This window comes from Brevibacillus sp. TJ4 (assembly GCF_044627595.2).
Lineage (GTDB): Bacteria > Bacillota > Bacilli > Brevibacillales > Brevibacillaceae > Brevibacillus.
In genome coordinates this window covers 3407151-3425639 of record NZ_CP185865.1, presented here as the reverse complement: position 1 = coordinate 3425639, position 18489 = coordinate 3407151, and the positions used below count along the sequence as shown (strand labels likewise).

Genomic DNA, 18489 nt, shown 5'->3' with positions numbered 1-18489 from the left:
GGGATGGGTTCACGGTGGTTTTTTCTGTGCGGGCACACATAAGATACATGGAACAGGAGTGGAGTTAAGAGAGGAACCGTTGATTGGGGAGGGACAATGGTATGGGCAAAACCAAACATGAGGGACCGCAGAAGCTGGATACATCATGGAAACCGTCCCTGTGGTCGTCATGGGTGCCGCTTGGCTTGGGAAAAGTGAAGCCGCATCACGTGATCGACACGTTGAAAGTGGTGTACGAAAACAAGGACCAGCTCGGTTACGCGTACCGCATCTTGACGCAAGGGGTGTGCGACGGCTGCGCGCTCGGTGTGTCCGGCCTGCGCGACCAGACGCTTACCGGTCCGCATCTGTGCAGTACCCGATTGAATGTGCTACGTCTCAACACCATGCCGGCGATCGCGTCTGCCTGGCTGGAAGATGTAAAGGCGCTCAGAGAGTTGTCCAGTGCCGAGCTGCGCCAGTTGGGCCGCATCCCGTATCCGCTGTCTCGCAAGCCGGGAGAAAACAGCTTTCGCCGCATAAGCTGGGATCAGGCGCTCGACCGGATCGCAGCCAAGATCAGAGGGATCAGTCCCAAGCAGCTCGCTTTTTTTCTCACCGCCCGCGGCATTACCAACGAGGTCTACTACACCGGCGCCAAACTGGCTCGCTTTCTCGGGACGAACAACATCGACAACGCCTCGCGCATCTGCCATTCCCCCAGTAAAACAGCGCTCAAACGCTCGCTCGGCATCGCAGCATCCAGTTGCAGCTATCAGGACTGGATCGGCACCGACGTGCTCGTCTTCTTTGGCTCTGTCCCCGCCAACAACCAGCCTGTATCCACCAAGTACATGTACGCAGCCAAAAAAGCGGGAACGAAGATTATTCTCGTCAACCCCTACAAGGAACCGACGATGGAAAACTACTGGATTCCGTCGATACCGGACAGTGCCTTGTTCGGGACAAAACTCGCCGACGATTTTTACCAGGTCAACGTCGGCGGCGATATCGCCTTCATGCACGGCGTGATGAAGACCTGGTTTGAGATGGAAGAAGAAGCCGCGGGTCAGGCGATCGATCACGCCTTCGTGCGGGAGCATGCCAACGGCTTCGAGGAGCTGAGGCAGCATGTGACGCGTCTGCCCTGGGAGCAGCTGGAGAAGTCAGCGGGTCTGGACCGCGAGCGAATCCGGGAGTTTGCCCGTTTGTTGGCCCGCTCCCGTTCTGGTGTCTTCGTCTGGAGCATGGGTTTGACGCAGCATCACTTCGCTACGGACAATATTTCACAGGTTGCCAACCTGGCGATTTTGCGCGGCTTTCTCGGACGGAAGCACTGTGGAGTGATGCCGATTCGCGGCCATTCCGGGGTACAGGGAGCAGGCGAGATGGGAGCCGACCCGTTCAGCCTGCCCGGGGGCGACTTCGATGCGACTGCACGCGAGAGGCTGGAAAAGCTGTGGGGCTTCCCGATCCCGAGCTGGCAGGGCAATACGGTCGGAATCAGCATTGAGAATGCGCTCTTGCCGGATGGACATGAGCAAAAGACAAGGCTGTTTTACACCAGCGGAGGCAACTTTTTGGAGACGATGCCCAATCCGGCGTTTATCAAGCAGTGTCTGGAAAACGTCGAAATGCGGGTCCACCAAGATATTGTCCTCAACACCTCGACACTGTTAGATGCCAAAGAGGAAGTGCTGGTGCTGCCAGCGATGACCCGCTATGAACAGCCCGGAGGCGGCACGTCCACCAGTACGGAACGGATGGTGTATTTCAGCCCCGAGATCGATGGACCGCGAATCGAGGAAGCCCGTGCCGAGTGGGACATTTACGTCGAACTGGCAGCCCGGGTCGACCCCAAGCGGCAGCACCTGATGCGCTTTTCAGCCGCGCAGGACATACGCGAGGAGATCGCCAGGGCGAATCCTCATTATAATGGGATTCAGCATTTGCACAAACGCGGCGATGTATTTCAGTGGGGCGGAGCCTGGCTCTGCGAAGGAGGCGTCTGCCCGACAGCGGACGGACGGGCCAACCTGATCGCCATCGACGTGCCGGAGCTGAACAAGCCGGAAGGGCATTTTTACGTCTCGACGCGCCGCGGCAAGCAGTTCAACTCGATGCTCTACGGCAAGATAGACCCGGCCAACGGTGCTGACCGATACGATGTCCTGATCCATCCCGACGACGCCCGGAAGCTGCGGATTGCCGAGGGAGAGAGCATCGTGCTGTACAACGATCACGGTACGTTTCTCGGACGTGCCAAATACGCCCAGACCAAACGGGGGAACCTGCAGGTATACTGGCCGGAGGGGAATGTCCTGATCCCCAAGGGCGTCTATGAAAAGCATGCGGGGATTCCCGAGTACAATGCAGCGGTCAAGGTGGAGAAGGCTGACAGCTTCCACGCCAGAAAGGACCTCGCCTACGCCGAGAAGCCGATTGCAGATATCGATACGAACGCTAGCTGAACAATACAGGAAACGAAACGATACACGCACCTGTGATGGATGACTGAAGGAGGAACAAGCCGATGCGCTTTTCGCGACAAATGATGACAGTGGAGGAGGCGTTGCGCAGACTGTTGGGACGTCTGACCAAAATGGAAGAGGAAGAGGTAGGGATCGGAGAGTCTTACGGGAGAATTCTCGCCCGCGACATCGTGGCTACTTGCGATATGCCGCCATTTGATCGCTCTCCACTGGACGGATATGCCGTGCGAGCGGCGGAAACGGAAGCGGCTAGTGTGGATTCTCCGGTCTACCTGCAGGTGGTGGAGACAGTCGCGGCCGGAGAGGTGCCGCGCATCGCTGTCAGCCCGGGCTGCGCCACGCGGATTATGACCGGGGCGATGATGCCGGATGGAGCCGATGCGGTGATCATGTTTGAGCAGACGGAAAATCCGGGCCAGTTGGCACAACAAGTCGGGGTCAAGCGAGCGCTGCGCGCAGGCGAGAATATTTCTCGGCGCGGAGAGGAGATCGCCGAAGGCAGTGTCGTCGCACGTGCCGGCGAACGGATCAATGCCGGAACGATCGCGCTGTTGGCGACGTTTGGCTACGCTCGGGTACATGTATACCGCAAGCCGCGGATTGGCCTGATGGCGACGGGAATTGAACTGGTGGCGGTGGATCAGCCTCTGGACGCGGGCAAAATTCGCAACAGCAATACGCCGATGCTGTCCGCGCTGATCGCCGAGGCGGGGGGTATTCCGCACATTTTTCCCGTACTGCCCGATGACCGGAAGTCGGCAAAGGAGACCTTGCTCGGGTACATTCGCGAGGTCGATCTGCTGCTGTCCAGCGGGGGAGTCTCAGTCGGCGACTTTGATGTAATGGCATCGCTCGTCGACGATGAGGAAGTGGAGCTGTTGTTTAACCGCATCGCGATGCGTCCTGGCAGTCCAACGACGGCTCTGCTTCTGTCCGGCAAGCCGCTGCTCGCGTTGTCCGGCAATCCTGGAGCCTGCTTCGTCGGCTTTGAATTGTTCGCCCGGCCCGCTCTGCACAAGCTGGGAGGATGGGAAGAGACAGGTCCCCGCACGATCCAGGCACGACTGGCGACCTCCTATGAAAAGCCATGCCCGCATCCGCGTTTCTTGCGCGGCAGGCTGGACCAGGAGGGCGGCATCCTGTTGGCGCGCCCTGATTTCAACGACAAGGCGGGCAATCTCGGAACGCTGAAAAACAGCGAATGTCTGATCGTCATCCCGCCAGGCGGCAAGGGAAAACAGGAGGGAGAGTTGGTCGACGTGATCGTCCACGCCAATTCACGCATTTCTTTTGGCGGTGAAAGACAGTGAGCATGAAGCCGCGGGTCGTGCAGTTGGTAGGGTACTCTGACAGCGGAAAGACGACGCTGTTATCCAGGCTGATTCCGCTGTTGCAGCGGCAGGGGCTGCGCGTGGGCGTCGTCAAGCACGACGGTGGCCACGACTTTGAACTGGACCAGCCAGGCAAGGACACATGGCGCTACCGGGAGGCGGGAGCGTCGCTGGTGGCGATCAGCTCGCAGACGAAGACAGCCTTTATCGAGCAGCAGCCGCTGCCGTTGGAGCAGATTGTCGCGCGGATGGGGCAAGCCGGAGCCGATCTGGTGCTGGTGGAGGGCTTCAAACGGGAGCATTATCCGAAGCTGGTGTTGATCCGAAAGCCGCAAGATCGGGAATTGCTTGCGGCAGTGACCAATGTGGTGGCAATCGTGACCTGGGACGAGTGGGAGCATGGCGGACTGCCAGTCTTTCACGTGGATGATGCCCAGGCCATCGCCAGCTTTGTCCAAAAGGGAGAGTAGCAGCTGTTTTCAGCTATTTGCGCGGAGGGGCAGTTTGTGGACATCCGCCCGTTGACAGAGATCGTCGACTTCTGCTAAACAGAGATTATGTCCGTACCTGTATCCGAAAAGGAGTTTTTTCATGCTGATTACGTTTCTTTACTGGGCCGCAGTCATCATTGTGGCTCTCTTGCTCCTTGCTTTCGCCTTTCTGGTGTACAGCTACCGGAAGCACATGAGCAATTTGCCCAAACCGGACGGACGAATGTTGGAGCATAAGCCGGTGCCCGGGGAATGGTCTGATTCTGCGGTTACGTTTACGTGGGTCGGACATTCCACGATTCTGATTCGCATGTTTGGCACGAAGATTTTGACCGATCCGGTCCTCGGCGAACAGTTGGGCATCCGCATCGCAGGGGTGATTCCGGTCGGGCCGAAGCGCTTCACGCCGCCAGCCCTGCAGCCGGAGGAGATCGGCGAAGTGGACCTCATCCTGCTGTCCCATGCCCATATGGACCACATCGACCTTCCGACGCTGCGCAAGCTCGCCACTCGCAACATCGACGTCATTACGGCGAAAAACACCTCGGGACTGCTCCGGCGAATGCCATTCAAAAGCGTGGCGGAGTTGGAGCCGGGGCAAACCGTACAAACGGCGGATGGCCTGACAATCACGGCGATTCCGGTCCGGCACTGGGGGAACCGCTTCCCCTGGAACACGGACTACGGCTACAACGGCTACATCATCGAGAAAAACGGCGTGCGCATTCTCTATCCTGGCGATACGGCCTACATCTCGATGAGCTTTATCCGCGAACAGTTCGGTCCGATCGATCTCGCCTTCATGCCGATCGGCGCCTACAAGCCGGATTCGTACCAGCGGGCGCACTGCACGCCGGAACAGGCATGGCAGATGTTCAAAGAGAGCGGAGCCAAGTGGCTTGTACCGATCCACCACAATACGTTCGTGCTTTCCCAGGAGCCGGTCGACGAACCGCTGGAGCGGCTGCTGACTGCAGCAGGAGCGGAAAGAGACAAAATTGTGGTCGAGAAGCAAGGAGAGACGTACACGCTGCCCACAACAGAACAATCGTGACGATGACCAAACAACCCCGCCGACGGCTGACGCTGTCGATGCGGGGTTGTTTTTGTATTTACGCCTCTTCCTCGCTGAAGACGAGCATTCCTTTGGCAGCCAGCGCCTTGCAAGCTGCTTCCAGCTTGTCGCGGGAGTCGGCTTCGATGGCGTGCAGATGAATGCCGTCGGTTAGAGTCAGCAGGTACGTGGAATTGGTTTGCTTGATCTTTTCGATAAACAGATCGACTTCGTTGCGCGTGCTGACCCGCAATGCCGCCGTCAATTCTCCGTAAACCGGGTGCTCGACCGTGACGTCATTGACCGAGACCCCATGATCCACCAGAATGTACAGCTCCTCGCGCGTCTGTTCGGGCGTGTGTTTGCAGGCGATTACCATTCGCTCCCGCGCGTGGTCTTTTTCCTGGTTCAGATAAATATATCCTTGGCTCGTCGCCAGGATCGGTTCATTTTTTGCCTTCAGGATGGAGATGTCCTGGACGATCACTTGTCTGCTCACGTTGGCGGCTTCCGCAAACTGCCGCGCCGTGATCGGGTTGTTCGCTTCCTTTAACATCGACAAAATGAGCTTGTGCCGATCTGCAGCCAGCATTTTGTCCGTCTTCATAAAACGTCCTCCTTTCGCGCAATGGATCAGCCGAAGTAGGCTTCGGCAATGCTTCGCAAAACGGCTGCAGCTCGCAGCACGTCTTCTTTGGTCGTGGTTTTGCCGAAGGATAGCCGGATGAATTGCTTCGCTTCCTCATCGCTTCTGCCCATTGCTTTCATCGTTCGCGACGGCTCCTGGCTTCCGACTGCACACGCGCTGCCTGTGGAAATGGCTACACCGTACCGATTGCATTCGAGCATGGCAAGCTGGCCTTCCAGCCCGACGATGCGCAGTCCGGCAATCGCAGGCAGCGTGCGGCGCGGATCGCCTTCCAGCACCACCTGGGCATGCGGGATGTTCTGCAGTTCGCGGATCAATGTATCGCGCAAGCAGTGCAGGCGTTCGCGTTCTTCATCCATCGTATTATAAATCGCCTGGGCGGCAGCGGTAAAGGCGGCGATACCCGGTACATTGACCGTTCCGGGGCGAAACCCGTTTTCATGCGTCGTGCCGGGGAACTGCGCCATCCATTTTCGCCGTGGGTTGATGTATACGGCACCGACACCTTTAGGACCGTAAATTTTGTGGCTGGATACGCTCAAGGCATCGATGCGAAGCCGCCGTACGTCAATTGGCAGTTTTCCAAAGGCCTGGACAGCATCGCAGTGGAAGATCACGTCCCGTTCGTGCAAGATCTCGCCGATTTGCGCAATCGGCTGAATCGTGCCGATCTCGGAATTGACATACTGGATGGAGGCGAGGATGGTATCCGGGCGAATCGCCTGTATCAATGCTTCGGTGTCGACCTCTCCCTGCCCGTTGAGTGGCAGGTACGTGACGGACAGCCCGGACTGCTCCCACTTTCGAAAGAGATTGTACACGGACGCATGCTCGCAGCGCGTAGTGATGACATGGTTTCCTTTTTCCCTGTTCGCCTCAAGCAGCGATTGCAAGGCCAGAATGTTGGATTCGGACCCGCCGCTCGTAAAATAGATGCCGTTTGTTTCGCCATGCAAAAGTTTGGCGATCTCTTCTCTCGCCGCTTCCAGCAGGTTGTCGGCGCTGGAGCCAATATCGTGCAGGCTGCTTGCATTGCCGTACACATGCCTGGCGATTTTCGTAAAAACCGCAAGCGCTTCGTCAGACATCGGGGTCGTTGCGGCAAAATCCAGATATATCATGCTTGGTGCTCCTTTGCAAGAATTCGGTTGATCGTATCTTAAATCTGTGTAAATATAGGTGTCAAGACATATGTAAATACAAAACGCCGGGTTGCTGGGAGGCATTCACGATGCAGCACTATGATGTCATTCTCATCGGAAGCGGGATTGCTGCCTTGAGCGCGGCGACCCGACTGATGGGGCATAAAAACGTAGCGATATTTACCAAATCGGCAAAGACGGTGAGCAATACCTACCTGGCCCAAGGCGGGATTGCGGCTGCCATGGATGCCGCTGACCATTGGCAGGAGCATTTTCACGATACGATGACGGCCGGCGTATATCACAACGATCCGGCAACGACACAACTGCTGACAAAAGAAGCACCCCGTTACATGGCCGAGCTGATTGGCAGCGGGATGAAGTTTGACCGGGACGGGTCCGGCGCCTTGCATCTGGGCAGGGAAGGCGGACATTGGAAGCGGCGAATTCTCCATGCGGGAGGCGACGCCACCGGGAGGGCGCTGGTGACGCATCTGCTGGAACAATTGCAGGAGCAAATCGACATCGTAGAGGGCGAGATGGTCATCGACCTGCTCACGTGTGACGGACAATGCCTCGGTATCCGGACACGGACGGCGGGAGGCGAAAACAAAACGTATCTCGCCGCTCACACGATCCTGGCGACGGGCGGCTGCGGTCAACTGTACGCGCATACATCCAATGCCCCGACGATTACGGGAGACGGGATCGCCATGGCTTATCGCGCAGGTGCGTTTCTTACCGACATGGAATTCATGCAATTTCATCCTACCGTTCTGTACAAGGATGGAAAAGCGCTCGGGCTCGTATCGGAAGCAGTGCGCGGCGAGGGGGCTATTTTGCGCAATGCAAAAGGCGAGCGGTTCATGGAGCAGGTGCATCCTCTGCAAGAGCTGGCGCCGCGCGACATCGTGGCGAGGGCGATCCACCATGAGCTGCAAAGCGGGCAACAGGTATACCTGGACGTATCCCCGGTACGAGGCTTTGCCAGCCGCTTTCCGACAATCTATCGGCTCTGTCTGGACTGCGGGATCGATATGCAAGCAGGTCTTTTGCCGGTGATTCCCGCTGCCCATTTTCTGATGGGCGGCATAAAGACGGATGAGCAGGGGCGGACGACGGTAAAGGGATTGTACGCAATCGGGGAGGCTGCCTGTACAGGTGTGCATGGCGCAAACAGGCTGGCCAGCAATTCCTTGCTCGAGGGGCTCGTGTTCGGACAGAGGACGGCGGATGGCATTTTGCACAGCAGTATCACCTTGCCGGATCGGGTACAGCCAGACGAAACGGCGGGGAGTGTGGCGACAGCGCTTCCGTCCAAACAGGAAATCCGCGAGATGATGACGGAGCACGCGGGAATCGTGCGCAATGAACAAGGCTTGACCGCGCTGCGAAACTGGCTGGCAAAGTACGACTTTGTGCATCTCGATCACAGCCGTTTGACGAATGAGCAAATCGAGGTTGTCAACATGTTGACGGTAGCCTGGCTGATCACAAACTCCGCACTGGAGCGCAAGGAAAGCATAGGCAGCCATTACCGGTCTGATTATCCGCAATCGGGCGGGAAGAAGGCTCGCACGGAGATCGTCCGGCATCTCGTGCAGGAACGAGTCGTGCGAGGATAAGGGGGAGAAACAGATGAACATCGTGCAGGTGAGAAGAATCGTGGAAAACGCGCTGCTGGAGGACATTGGTTCGGGAGATTTGACCAGCAATGCGATATTCCCGCAAGCAAGCAAAGGAAGGGGCGTGTTTTTGGCAAAGCAAAACGGCGTCGTCGCGGGCTTGGACATCATCCGCGAAGCGTACCGTCTGCTGGATCCGGACATGCGCGTGGAATACCGTTTTACAGACGGAGACGAGGTGAAAAAAGGGGATGTCATCGCCGAGGTGTACGGACCGATCCGCGCCATCTTGTCCGGCGAGCGGGTCATTTTGAACATCCTCCAGCGGATGAGCGGAATCGCCACGATGACCCGGACATGTGTGAACATTCTCGACGATCCCTCGATTCGCATTTGCGATACGAGAAAGACAGCGCCAGGACTGCGCATGCTGGACAAATACGCGGTCACATCAGGCGGGGGAAAAAATCACCGAAACGGCCTGTACGACGGCGTAATGATCAAGGACAATCACATCGCCTACTGCGGCTCGATTACCCGTGCTGTGCAGGCCGTGCGCGAAAGTCTGGGGCATATGGTGAAGGTGGAAGTGGAGACGGAATCGCGCGAAGAGGTGCTGGAGGCGGTGGCAGCCGGGGCTGACGTGATCATGTTCGACAACCGCACGCCGGAAGAGGTGAAGGATTTTGTCCGGCTTGTCCCTGCTTCGATCGTAACAGAAGCGTCAGGGGGAATCGATCTGGACAATCTGGCGAGCTACCGCAATACCGGCGTCCACTACATCTCGCTCGGATTTTTGACGCACTCCGTCAAAGCATTGGATATTAGTCTGCAAGTTCATGAGGGGGCAAAACGATGAATTTCCTGGAACTGGTTCAACAGCAAAGCGACCGGATGATGCCGGAGCATTACAAAAGCCTCGGCGTGGAAGAAATGGAAGCGAGAGTCCGCCGGATAAAGGAAAGCATGGGAAAGCGGCTGTTCATCCCGTGCCACCATTACCAGAAGGATGAAGTGGTGCAGTTCGCCGATGCCATCGGTGACTCGTTGCAGTTGGCGCAAATCTCTGCGAAAAATGCGGAGGCGGAGTTTATCGTATTTTGCGGCGTGCATTTCATGGCGGAAACGGCTGATATTTTGACGAACGACCGGCAGCATGTCATTTTGCCGGATATGCGGGCGGGCTGCTCGCTGGCGGACATGGCCGACTTTCCGCAAACCGTGCGCGGGTGGGAAGAGATGCAAAAACAGTTTGGCGACACGATCCTGCCCTTGACCTACATCAATTCCACGGCTGCCATCAAGGCGTTTGTCGGCGAGCACGGCGGTGCGACCGTGACTTCATCCAATGCCCGTCAAATGCTGGAGTGGGCCTTTACCCAAAAGGAACGGGTGCTCTTTTTGCCCGACCAGCACCTGGGCAGAAACACGGCGTACGAGTTGGGGATTCCGCTGGATCAGATGGCGGTGTGGGACCCGATTACGGAAACATTCGAGTACGACGGAGACTTGCGTCAGGTGAAAATCATCTTGTGGAAGGGGCACTGCTCGGTACATGCCCTGTTTACCCCGGAGAACGTGAAGCAAGTCCGCAGCCGTCATCCCGACGCTGCGATCATCGTCCATCCCGAATGCTCGCGGGAAGTAGTAGAGCTGTCCGACTACGCCGGTTCGACGAAGTACATTATCGATACGATTCAACAGGCGAAGCCCGGGACGAAGTGGGCTGTCGGTACGGAAATGAATCTCGTCAACCGGCTGGCGAAGCAGATGAGCGACAAGGAAGTATTCTCGCTGAATCCGGTCATGTGCGCATGCCTGACGATGAATCGCATCGACTTGCCGCATTTGCTGTGGGCACTGGAAAGTATAGAAAAAGGCGAAGTGATCAATCCGATTACGGTGGAGCCGGATCTCGCTAAGAAAGCGAAATGGGCGCTGGACCGGATGCTGGCGCGGTAAACGTGTTTTCAATAACATTCATCTTGGGTTGCCGGGACATGCCGGCAGCCTTTTTTTGCTTCATACCTTGGAAAGCCGTACAAGGTTACTTTCGCAGCGGTGGGAGTTCTTGACAAATCGTGAGTGCTGCTCTATCATCGCATTAAATGGATTAATGTGCGTAATGCGATGACAAACAGGAGGCGTCTATCTATGAGTCCACGATTGGCACGCCAGGACTACTTTCTTCGAGTGCTGAATGAACCGGATGCTACCCATGCCTATTGGATCGAACAAGGAGGAGCGTTGGCGGAAAACATGCATCGCTTGTTGCTCCGCATGGCTGCATCGATCCGCGACAAAATGCCTGTTTCCGAACAGGACATTCACGATTTGAACCAGATTTTCCACGAGTATCGAGCTGTGCGGCTGACATTGTCCGTAGCGGGGGAAGAGGGGGGCAGTTTTCCTCTGTCCTTTCGCTTTGATTCGCAACGACTCGCGTTGAACGCCAGTCTCGAAGACGAAAATCAAGGGAAGCGCGTGTACATGGAGGCGCTTATCAGCCTTTTTGAACGGCTGGAAGCTGCTCCGTTCGAATTGCGCATGTGTATCGAGTGCGCGGGCTGGTACATTCCCTACAACCGGGCCCAGGTATCCAAGTTTTGCTCGGCAAAATGCCGCAACCAGTTCAACTACCGGGCGAGAAAGGAAGAGGGATTCGTTTGCGGCGTGTGTGAGCGGGAACAACCGTTGAACATGTTCAGCGGCCTCGTTTTGCAAGATTCCGACACCCGGCAGTTCACGGTGGGCTCCGTTCACCATCGCTCTCCCGTTTGCCTCGGATGTGCAGAGGCGGCCTCGCCAGCGAGATTTCAAACCTATATCCAAGAGATGGCGTTGGATCGTCAAAACAGACAATACGGAGGCGGTGCAGAAGATGACCGTACTAAAATCCTCTCGCGAAATTAGCACGATGAGAGTTGCAGGAAAAATTGTAGCCGAATGCCATGCGCTCGTGGCGGAAAAAATCAGACCCGGAGTGACCACCCGGTACCTGGATCAGCTGGTGGAAAGCCATATCCGAAAAGCGGGGGCTGTTCCCAGCTTCAAGGGTCATCAAGGTTTTCCGGCATCGATCTGTGTTGCCCCAAACGATGTCATTTGTCACGGATTTCCTTCAGATGTCCCTTTGCGAGAAGGAGATGTCATCACGATCGACATCGGAGCTTTTTACAACGGATTTCATGGGGATTCCGCCTGGACGTATGCCGTCGGAAAGGTGTCGCCGGATGTGCGAAGGCTGATGGATGCTGGTAAACAAGCGCTTTTTCTGGGGATTCAACAGGCCTGTCCAGACAAGCGGATCGGAGACATTGGGCACACGATTCAGACGTACGTCGAAAATCTCGGCTACGGCGTAGTGCGCGACTTTACTGGTCACGGGATCGGGCAAAATTTGTGGGAAAAACCGACGATCCCTCACTATGGAAAACCGGGTAGGGGACCCGTCATCAAAACAGGAATGACGCTTGCGATCGAACCGATCCTCACGTTGGGAGATTGGAAGGCAAGAATGGATGCCGATGGGTGGACAGCACGGACTAGGGATGGCTCCATCTGCGTCGAGTATGAACATACAATCGCTGTTACGGACAATGGACCGGAAATACTGACGGTGTTATAGTACATTTGGATATTTTTCCAGTATACGTGACTTGCTTTTCTCTGGAAGCGCAGGCGAGAGCAGAAAGAGCAGGCGAGAGTGGAGCGGGGACGACAAGACAACAAGTGAAACGACGCGCATGCAAGACAGATTATCGGAAATGCCGGTAGTCTGTTTTCTTTTATTCAGAAGCAGGTCGGATGAACTTCGCAAGCAGGAGCTCGGGTGGATTGTATAGGTTTTGGATAGTTCGATATGGTATGCTGTCCGTTGGTCCTTATCGATCGGGAGCCGAAAAAGTCTGGTGAAACACATCTGGCAGCGGCAGCATTTCGAGCGCTCTCATTATTATGAGGAAAGGAATGCATGTGAATGTGGTTTGAAAAGAACAAGCTTATGATTCCGCTTTCATTTGGCATGATCGCGCTCAGCTTTTTGATTCATTTTTTGCATCGCGGGTTGAGCCTGTTTCAGTCGGGACACGGGCATGCTGCTCCTGTCAGCGGGATGATGGAAGGTTACACGTTCAGCCTGAACTTGCTGCTGGTTTTGCCTGTCGTGACCTGGGGAGCGGCATACATCATGTCGCGCATCGGGAGCAATCATCGTTCTGTTCCTGTGCTGATTACCTTGACGCTTACGTTTTCCAGCATTTCGATCATTGCAGGAGCAGGCGGGGCGGTCGAGTTTCATTTTTCGATTTTTATGGTCATGGCTATGCTCGCCTACTATGAGAGCGCGCCGTTGCTCGGACTGATGACAGTGTTGTTTGCCGCCCAGCATTTGTTGGGGTATTTTTTTGTGCCGCAGCTCGTCTTTGGGACGGACGCATATTCGTTTACGATGCTGCTGGTCCATGCCGGATTTTTGGTGCTGACCGCTGTAGCTACACACATGCAGATACGCAGCAAGATTCGACTGAGCAACGCCTGGGAACAGGAGAAGCAACGACAGCGTGAGGAATTGGAAGGAATGCTGGCCAGCGTGGAGGGCATCTCCGGCCAGCTCGAGCAGGCGGCGTCTGCAGTCTCGCAAAAGACGGCGTTCCAGTTCCAGACGAGCGAGCAGACGGCTCAATCGTTTGAAAACGTGGCCTCCGGGCTGCAAGTGCAGTTCCACTCCATCGCCGAGATTGAAAAAAGTCTGGGAGAGATCGCCCGCATGATCGGCGAGGCGTCCCGCTATTTCGCCGTCATGGAAGACAAGGCACAGCAGACTTGCCATTGGGTAGAAAAAAACGATCAGGAAATCAGCTCTCTGGCTGGACAAATCGCCGTATCGAAGTATTCAATCGAGCAGACCGTCGATGTCATGCAAAAATTGGCTGTCTCCAGCGGACAGGTCGAAGGGATCATCGATACGATTCGCGGATTGGCGAACCAGACCCGGATGCTTGCCCTAAACGCGGGCATCGAAGCGGCCAGATCAGGCGAGGCAGGACGCGGATTTGCGGTAGTCGCCGGTCAGATCGGAGAATTGGCGGAAAAGAGCGCCAGGGCGGTAGAGGACATCAGGCCGATTCTGACATCGCTGCGCACGGAAAGCCAATCCGCTTCGCAGCTTATGCTCGAAGGAGAGCGGGCGACAACGGAATCTGCCCGCATGGCGGAAGTGTCCCTGCAGCAATCCGCCAGTATGAACCAGTCGATGCAGGTAGTAATGGGTCACATCCAGGAATTGAACCAGGCAATTATGAAAATCAGGCAGCGATCGGCCGAGATCGAGGATGAGATGACGGCCATCAGTGAAGTGACGAAGTCGAGCTCACACTCAGTCGACGGATTGCTCGACGTATCCCGCAACCAGCAGGAGGCGGCGTTGGGAGTCCATGAGGAGATGAGACGAATCGATGAATTGTCGCAACAATTGCGGGAACAATTTATAGGTGATCGCGGCAGGATATGACTCCTTCCTTATGGAAAATATTTGATCGAAAGAGTTTTTTCGCAACATGAGTCTCTTGGAAAACGAAGGAGGGATACAGTATGGAACATACATTGCCGCAACGCTGGGATTTGGAGGCACTCTTCCCGGGAGGAAGCGAATCGGCTGAATTTGCTGCGTTTTTGCGTTCGCTTGAGGAGGATATTGCAGCTTTGCAAAAAAAGGTGGCAAATCCAGAGCTTGACCTGGAGCAAAAGCAGCCTTTCCTCGAACTGGTCACAGATGTGCAAAGTATCGCGGTGCGGATCAGACAGGCGGGCGCGTTTATCTCCTGCCTGACTGCCCAGGATGTGAAGGACGAAGCCGCCAAGCAGTTGGGCGGACGGGTCAAGTCGCTGTCCGCCGCCTATTCCGCCGTGTTGAGCGGATGGGATGAACATTTGCAAAAAATCGGGGAAACACAGTGGAGCGCTCTCCTGGCTGACGAAAGAATCGCCCCGATTGCCTTTTCGCTGGAGGAGCGTCGCCGCCGTGCCCAGGACAAGCTGCCCCCGGCGCAGGAGGTGCTGGCGACAGAGCTCGCTGTCGACGGCTATCACGCCTGGCAAGACCTGTACAATACCGTGGTCGGGCGCATTGGCATCGAGGTCGAGCTGGATGGCGAGAAAAAGACGCTTTCCGCAGGTCAGGCAGCCAACCTGATGAGTCATCCCGACCGAAGCGTGCGGGAGCGCGTGTTTGGCTTGTGGAAACAGGCATGGGGCGAGCAGGCAGAGCTGTGTGCCCACGCGCTCAATCACCTCGGCGGCTTCCGGCTGGCGTTGTACCGCCAGCGCGGCTGGGATTCCGTGCTGCGCGAGCCGCTTGAGATCGGGCGTATGCAGGAGCAGACCCTCGACGCGATGTGGCAGGCGATCAACAACCGCACCGAGAAGCTCGTTGCCTATCTCAACCGCAAGGCCAAACTGCTCGGTGTGGACAAGCTGAGCTGGTACGACATCGGAGCGCCGATTGGCAAGGAGACGAAAAAAGTTTCCTACGACGAGGCGGCAGCGATGATCGTGGAGCAATTTGGCCGCTTTAACCCGAAAATGGCCGAGTTTGCCAAGATGGCCTTTGACGATGCCTGGATTGAAGCAGAGGACCGCCCCGGCAAGCGACCTGGCGGGTTTTGCACCAGCTTTCCGGTGAGCCGGCAGTCGCGCATTTTTATGACTTACGCGGGAAATGCCAGCAACGTCTCTACGCTCGCTCACGAACTGGGGCATGCGTACCATCAGCAGGTGATGTGGAATCTGCCTCCGCTCTCGCAAAATTACGCGATGAACGTGGCGGAGACAGCGTCTACCTTTGCCGAAATGATTCTGGCAGACGCAGCGGTCAAACAGGCCAAAGACAAGGAAGAGCGGCTCAGTCTGCTGGAAGACAAGCTGCAGTCGGTCGTCGCCTTTTTTATGAATATCCAGGCGCGCTTTTTGTTCGAAAAAGAATTTTACGAGCGGCGCAAGCAAGGACTGGTTCGCGCCGCTGAGCTGGATGAGCTGATGGTCGCAGCGCAAAAGCAGGCGTTCGGCGATGCTCTGGCGGAATACGAGCCGCATTTCTGGGCTTCCAAGCTGCATTTTTACATCACGACCTATCCGTTCTACAACTTCCCGTACACGTTTGGCTACCTCTTCAGCCTGAGCGTCTACGCCCGTGCGCTGGAGGAAGGGGAGAGCTTTGCGCCGAAATACGATGCGCTCTTGCAGGATACCGGACGGATGCGCGTCGAGGATTTGGCGAAAAAGCATCTGGACGCCGATGTGACTACGGTGGAGTTCTGGCAAAAAGCAGTCGATCTGGCCGTAGCCGATATCGACGAGTTTCTGCGCCTGACGGAGTAGGACGACAACAGTTTCAAGGATACACACATGAAAACTTGCCAAGCAATTGGCAGGTTTTCTTTTTTCTGTACAAACAAAGAACTGTAGGGTAATATATTGAAAAAGTTCGATGGTGATCGAATGAATAATCAATATTCTATTAAAATCGAATGGAATGAAGTGTACGAGTGCATCGTCAGCCTGTATGCCTTTATCGATGAAAAAGAGCAGAAACATTTTCATCTGGGACCAGAGTGGAAGAAGCGCGCTGTCGAAATGCTGCCTCCTGCCTTTGCACGCGAACTGGCTGATGAACGCTGGGAAGTGCTTCATCGGCTCGTTCTGCTCGCGGCGCAATCGCCGGAAACAACGACAGTCCCGTCCTTTCTCAACTGGCTGGAGAAGCTCCCCGCCGGGGATATTTACGAGCGTCTCGCTCCCTGGGTTCAGACAATTCCGCTGGATCTTGCAGCGGTGCGCGATCACATCCTGTCTGTGCTAAAGCGCTGGCACGAGCATTATTTTTCCAATCTGGACCCAGCCATCTTGACTACGCTCGCGCAGAGCGCGGCCAGGCTGCGGGAGCGGGCTGAAACAGAAACACTGGTGTCAGCCGAACTGATCGATCATGCCACCGGCGGGATCTGGATTGATGACGTACCAGGTTTGCAGCAGGTGGTACTTGTGCCGCAGTATCATTGTGCGCCGGCTTCCGTTCTCGACTTTTACCGGGGGATGGCTACCTGCCTGTACCCGGTTTCCCTGGCAGGACAGGACGATCTGCTTCGGGAGCTTTTGCCGATCACACAGTGTCTTGCGGATGCCAAGCGGCTGCAAATATTGCGCTTTCTGGCCTCTGGAAGTCGAACACTCGGAGAGTTGCAGCAGCACGTTGGGCTGGCGAAAAGCACCGTGCATCATCACGTAACGGTACTCCGTCGGGCTGGACTGATACGCGCCCACTACACGGGAACGACGACGAGTGTAAGCTGCTACAGCTTGCGGGAGTCTTTTTTGGACCACTTGCCTGTCATCTTGCGAACTTATTTGCACAGAGGGGGCTAAGCAGGTGAGCAAGCTCAGGCAGGCTTGGCAAAACTATCATCCCGTCGTACATCTGTTGATGGGCGGGACCGTTTTTGTTATGACCACGCAGATGATGAGCATTCCGTTTCTTGCGATCTATCTGAGTGAGACAACCGATCTGGGGCCTGCTGCAATCGGCTTGATCGTCGGAGCAGGACCGTTGGCGGGCACGTTTGGCGGCTTTCTGGGAGGAGTTTGCTCTGACTTGTTTGGCAGAAGAAAGCTGCTTGTGTTCTCCATGCTGACAATGGCAGTCTCGTTTATCCTCTTCGTCATGGCCAGCCACCCGGTCTCGCTGTTTGCAATCAGTTTGGCAAAAGGGCTGGCAGGGGCATTTTTCGGGACGATATCGAAAGCGATGATGGGCGATTTTACGCCGGCGGAAAAGCGTTTTCGCGTATTTTCCAACCGTTATTTGGCGATCAATGCTGGTGCGACGCTCGGACCGCTGCTGGGTGCCTGGATCGGGATTGCCGGAAGCGGAGTGGCGTTCGTATTGACCGCACTGTCGTACGTCTTGTTTGCGATTTTGCTCACAGTAGTCGGAAACCGGTATCGGGAAGACGAGAAGCGGTTTTCGGCGGAAGAAGGACAGGTGAACGAGGATAAAGCGGGGTTTTTCCAGATATGGGACGTGCTCAGGCGCGATACAGCTTTGCAACTGTTCGTCATCGGTGGAATCCTGCTTGTGACGGTACATGGGCAGATGTCCGTCACGCTTTCGCAGTACCTGCGCGACAATGTGGCCGGGGGAGTCGCGTTGTTTGGTCTGATGATGAGTGTCAACGGCTTCACTGTACTGGTCCTGCAAATCACCATTACCCGGCTGGCGGAGCGGTACTCCTTGTTTTCACGCATTGCTGCAGGTGCCGTATTGATGGCTGTCGGAGAAGCGGGCTTCGCCTTTTCGTCCGAGTGGAGTGGTTTTATCGTGGCGATGATCGTCTTTACCCTCGGAGAAATTCTGCTCATACCAGCCGAGTACGCACAAATCGATCAAATCACGCCGCCCCGGATGCGCGGAACTTATTACGGAGCGCAAAGCGTCAGCGAACTGGGCAGCTTTCTCGGCCCCTGGGCAGGGGGGATGATTCTCTTCGCATACGGTGGTCCGGCAATGTTTTTGACGATGGGCGGCATTGCTCTGTTCAGCCTGGTCTTTTATCGGCTTGGACGCAGCGTGTATGAGCGTCGGCGAAGTGACGTCGGACTGTGACAGCCGGGATCGTAGCGGCGACGAGAACACACCAGATCACCAAAAAAGCCGGATATGACTTGCAGTCC

General features: G+C 56.0%; 15 protein-coding genes. 13 read left to right on the top strand and 2 right to left on the bottom strand.

Annotated elements, in window-relative coordinates:
* Positions 1–101: 101 nt before the first annotated feature.
* The 4 genes from ACAF76_RS16725 to ACAF76_RS16710 all read left to right on the top strand — a co-directional run bounded on the left by ACAF76_RS16725 (position 102) and on the right by ACAF76_RS16710 (position 5347).
* Entirely contained in the window at positions 102–2450 is a 2349-nt protein-coding gene (locus ACAF76_RS16725; RefSeq protein ID WP_400162002.1) for an FdhF/YdeP family oxidoreductase, read from the top strand.
* Between the two features lie 62 nt (positions 2451–2512).
* On the top strand, positions 2513–3781 hold the full coding sequence (glp, locus tag ACAF76_RS16720; RefSeq protein WP_400162001.1) for a gephyrin-like molybdotransferase Glp: 1269 nt from the start codon (positions 2513–2515) through the stop codon (positions 3779–3781).
* On the top strand, positions 3778–4272 hold the full coding sequence (mobB, locus tag ACAF76_RS16715) for a molybdopterin-guanine dinucleotide biosynthesis protein B (protein WP_400162000.1): 495 nt from the start codon (positions 3778–3780) through the stop codon (positions 4270–4272). The genes glp and mobB overlap by 4 nt, the downstream gene beginning before the upstream one ends.
* Positions 4273–4393: 121 nt before the next feature.
* Positions 4394–5347, top strand: coding sequence for an MBL fold metallo-hydrolase (locus tag ACAF76_RS16710; protein WP_400161999.1), 954 nt, complete (start codon positions 4394–4396; stop codon positions 5345–5347).
* 58 nt (positions 5348–5405) lie between these two features.
* On the opposite strand, the gene ACAF76_RS16705 is transcribed toward ACAF76_RS16710, so the two are convergent.
* Positions 5406–5954, bottom strand: a complete 549-nt coding sequence (locus tag ACAF76_RS16705) for a transcription repressor NadR (protein WP_400161998.1) — start codon at positions 5952–5954, stop codon at positions 5406–5408.
* 26 nt (positions 5955–5980) lie between these two features.
* Positions 5981–7117 (bottom strand): IscS subfamily cysteine desulfurase, encoded by a 1137-nt coding sequence (locus tag ACAF76_RS16700; protein ID WP_400161997.1) that lies wholly within the window; start codon positions 7115–7117, stop codon positions 5981–5983.
* Positions 7118–7227: 110 nt separating this feature from the next.
* Between ACAF76_RS16700 and nadB the strand changes: the two genes are divergently transcribed.
* The 9 genes from nadB (at position 7228) to ACAF76_RS16655 (ending at position 18421) form a co-directional block, all read left to right on the top strand.
* Positions 7228–8763, top strand: coding sequence for an L-aspartate oxidase (gene nadB, locus ACAF76_RS16695; RefSeq protein WP_400161996.1), 1536 nt, complete (start codon positions 7228–7230; stop codon positions 8761–8763).
* A gap of 13 nt (positions 8764–8776) precedes the next feature.
* Complete coding sequence (gene nadC / locus ACAF76_RS16690; RefSeq protein ID WP_400161995.1) at positions 8777–9622, top strand: carboxylating nicotinate-nucleotide diphosphorylase; 846 nt, start codon at positions 8777–8779, stop codon at positions 9620–9622.
* Complete coding sequence (gene nadA / locus ACAF76_RS16685; protein WP_400161993.1) at positions 9619–10725, top strand: quinolinate synthase NadA; 1107 nt, start codon at positions 9619–9621, stop codon at positions 10723–10725. The genes nadC and nadA overlap by 4 nt, the downstream gene beginning before the upstream one ends.
* A 192-nt stretch (positions 10726–10917) precedes the next feature.
* Positions 10918–11676 carry a hypothetical protein gene (locus ACAF76_RS16680; RefSeq protein WP_400161992.1) on the top strand — a complete coding sequence of 253 codons (759 nt, stop codon included), beginning with the start codon at positions 10918–10920 and terminating at the stop codon, positions 11674–11676.
* Positions 11645–12391 (top strand): type I methionyl aminopeptidase, encoded by a 747-nt coding sequence (gene map / locus ACAF76_RS16675; RefSeq protein ID WP_400161991.1) that lies wholly within the window; start codon positions 11645–11647, stop codon positions 12389–12391. The genes ACAF76_RS16680 and map overlap by 32 nt, the downstream gene beginning before the upstream one ends.
* A gap of 351 nt (positions 12392–12742) precedes the next feature.
* Positions 12743–14275 (top strand): methyl-accepting chemotaxis protein, encoded by a 1533-nt coding sequence (locus ACAF76_RS16670; RefSeq protein WP_400161990.1) that lies wholly within the window; start codon positions 12743–12745, stop codon positions 14273–14275.
* An 80-nt stretch (positions 14276–14355) separates the two neighbouring features.
* Positions 14356–16140 carry a M3 family oligoendopeptidase gene (locus ACAF76_RS16665; RefSeq protein WP_400161989.1) on the top strand — a complete coding sequence of 595 codons (1785 nt, stop codon included), beginning with the start codon at positions 14356–14358 and terminating at the stop codon, positions 16138–16140.
* A gap of 120 nt (positions 16141–16260) precedes the next feature.
* Positions 16261–17184 carry an ArsR/SmtB family transcription factor gene (locus ACAF76_RS16660; RefSeq protein WP_400161988.1) on the top strand — a complete coding sequence of 308 codons (924 nt, stop codon included), beginning with the start codon at positions 16261–16263 and terminating at the stop codon, positions 17182–17184.
* A 4-nt stretch (positions 17185–17188) separates the two neighbouring features.
* Positions 17189–18421: an MDR family MFS transporter gene (locus ACAF76_RS16655; RefSeq protein WP_400161987.1), complete on the top strand. Its 1233-nt coding sequence runs from the start codon at positions 17189–17191 to the stop codon at positions 18419–18421.
* The last annotated feature ends 68 nt before the right edge of the window (positions 18422–18489 follow it).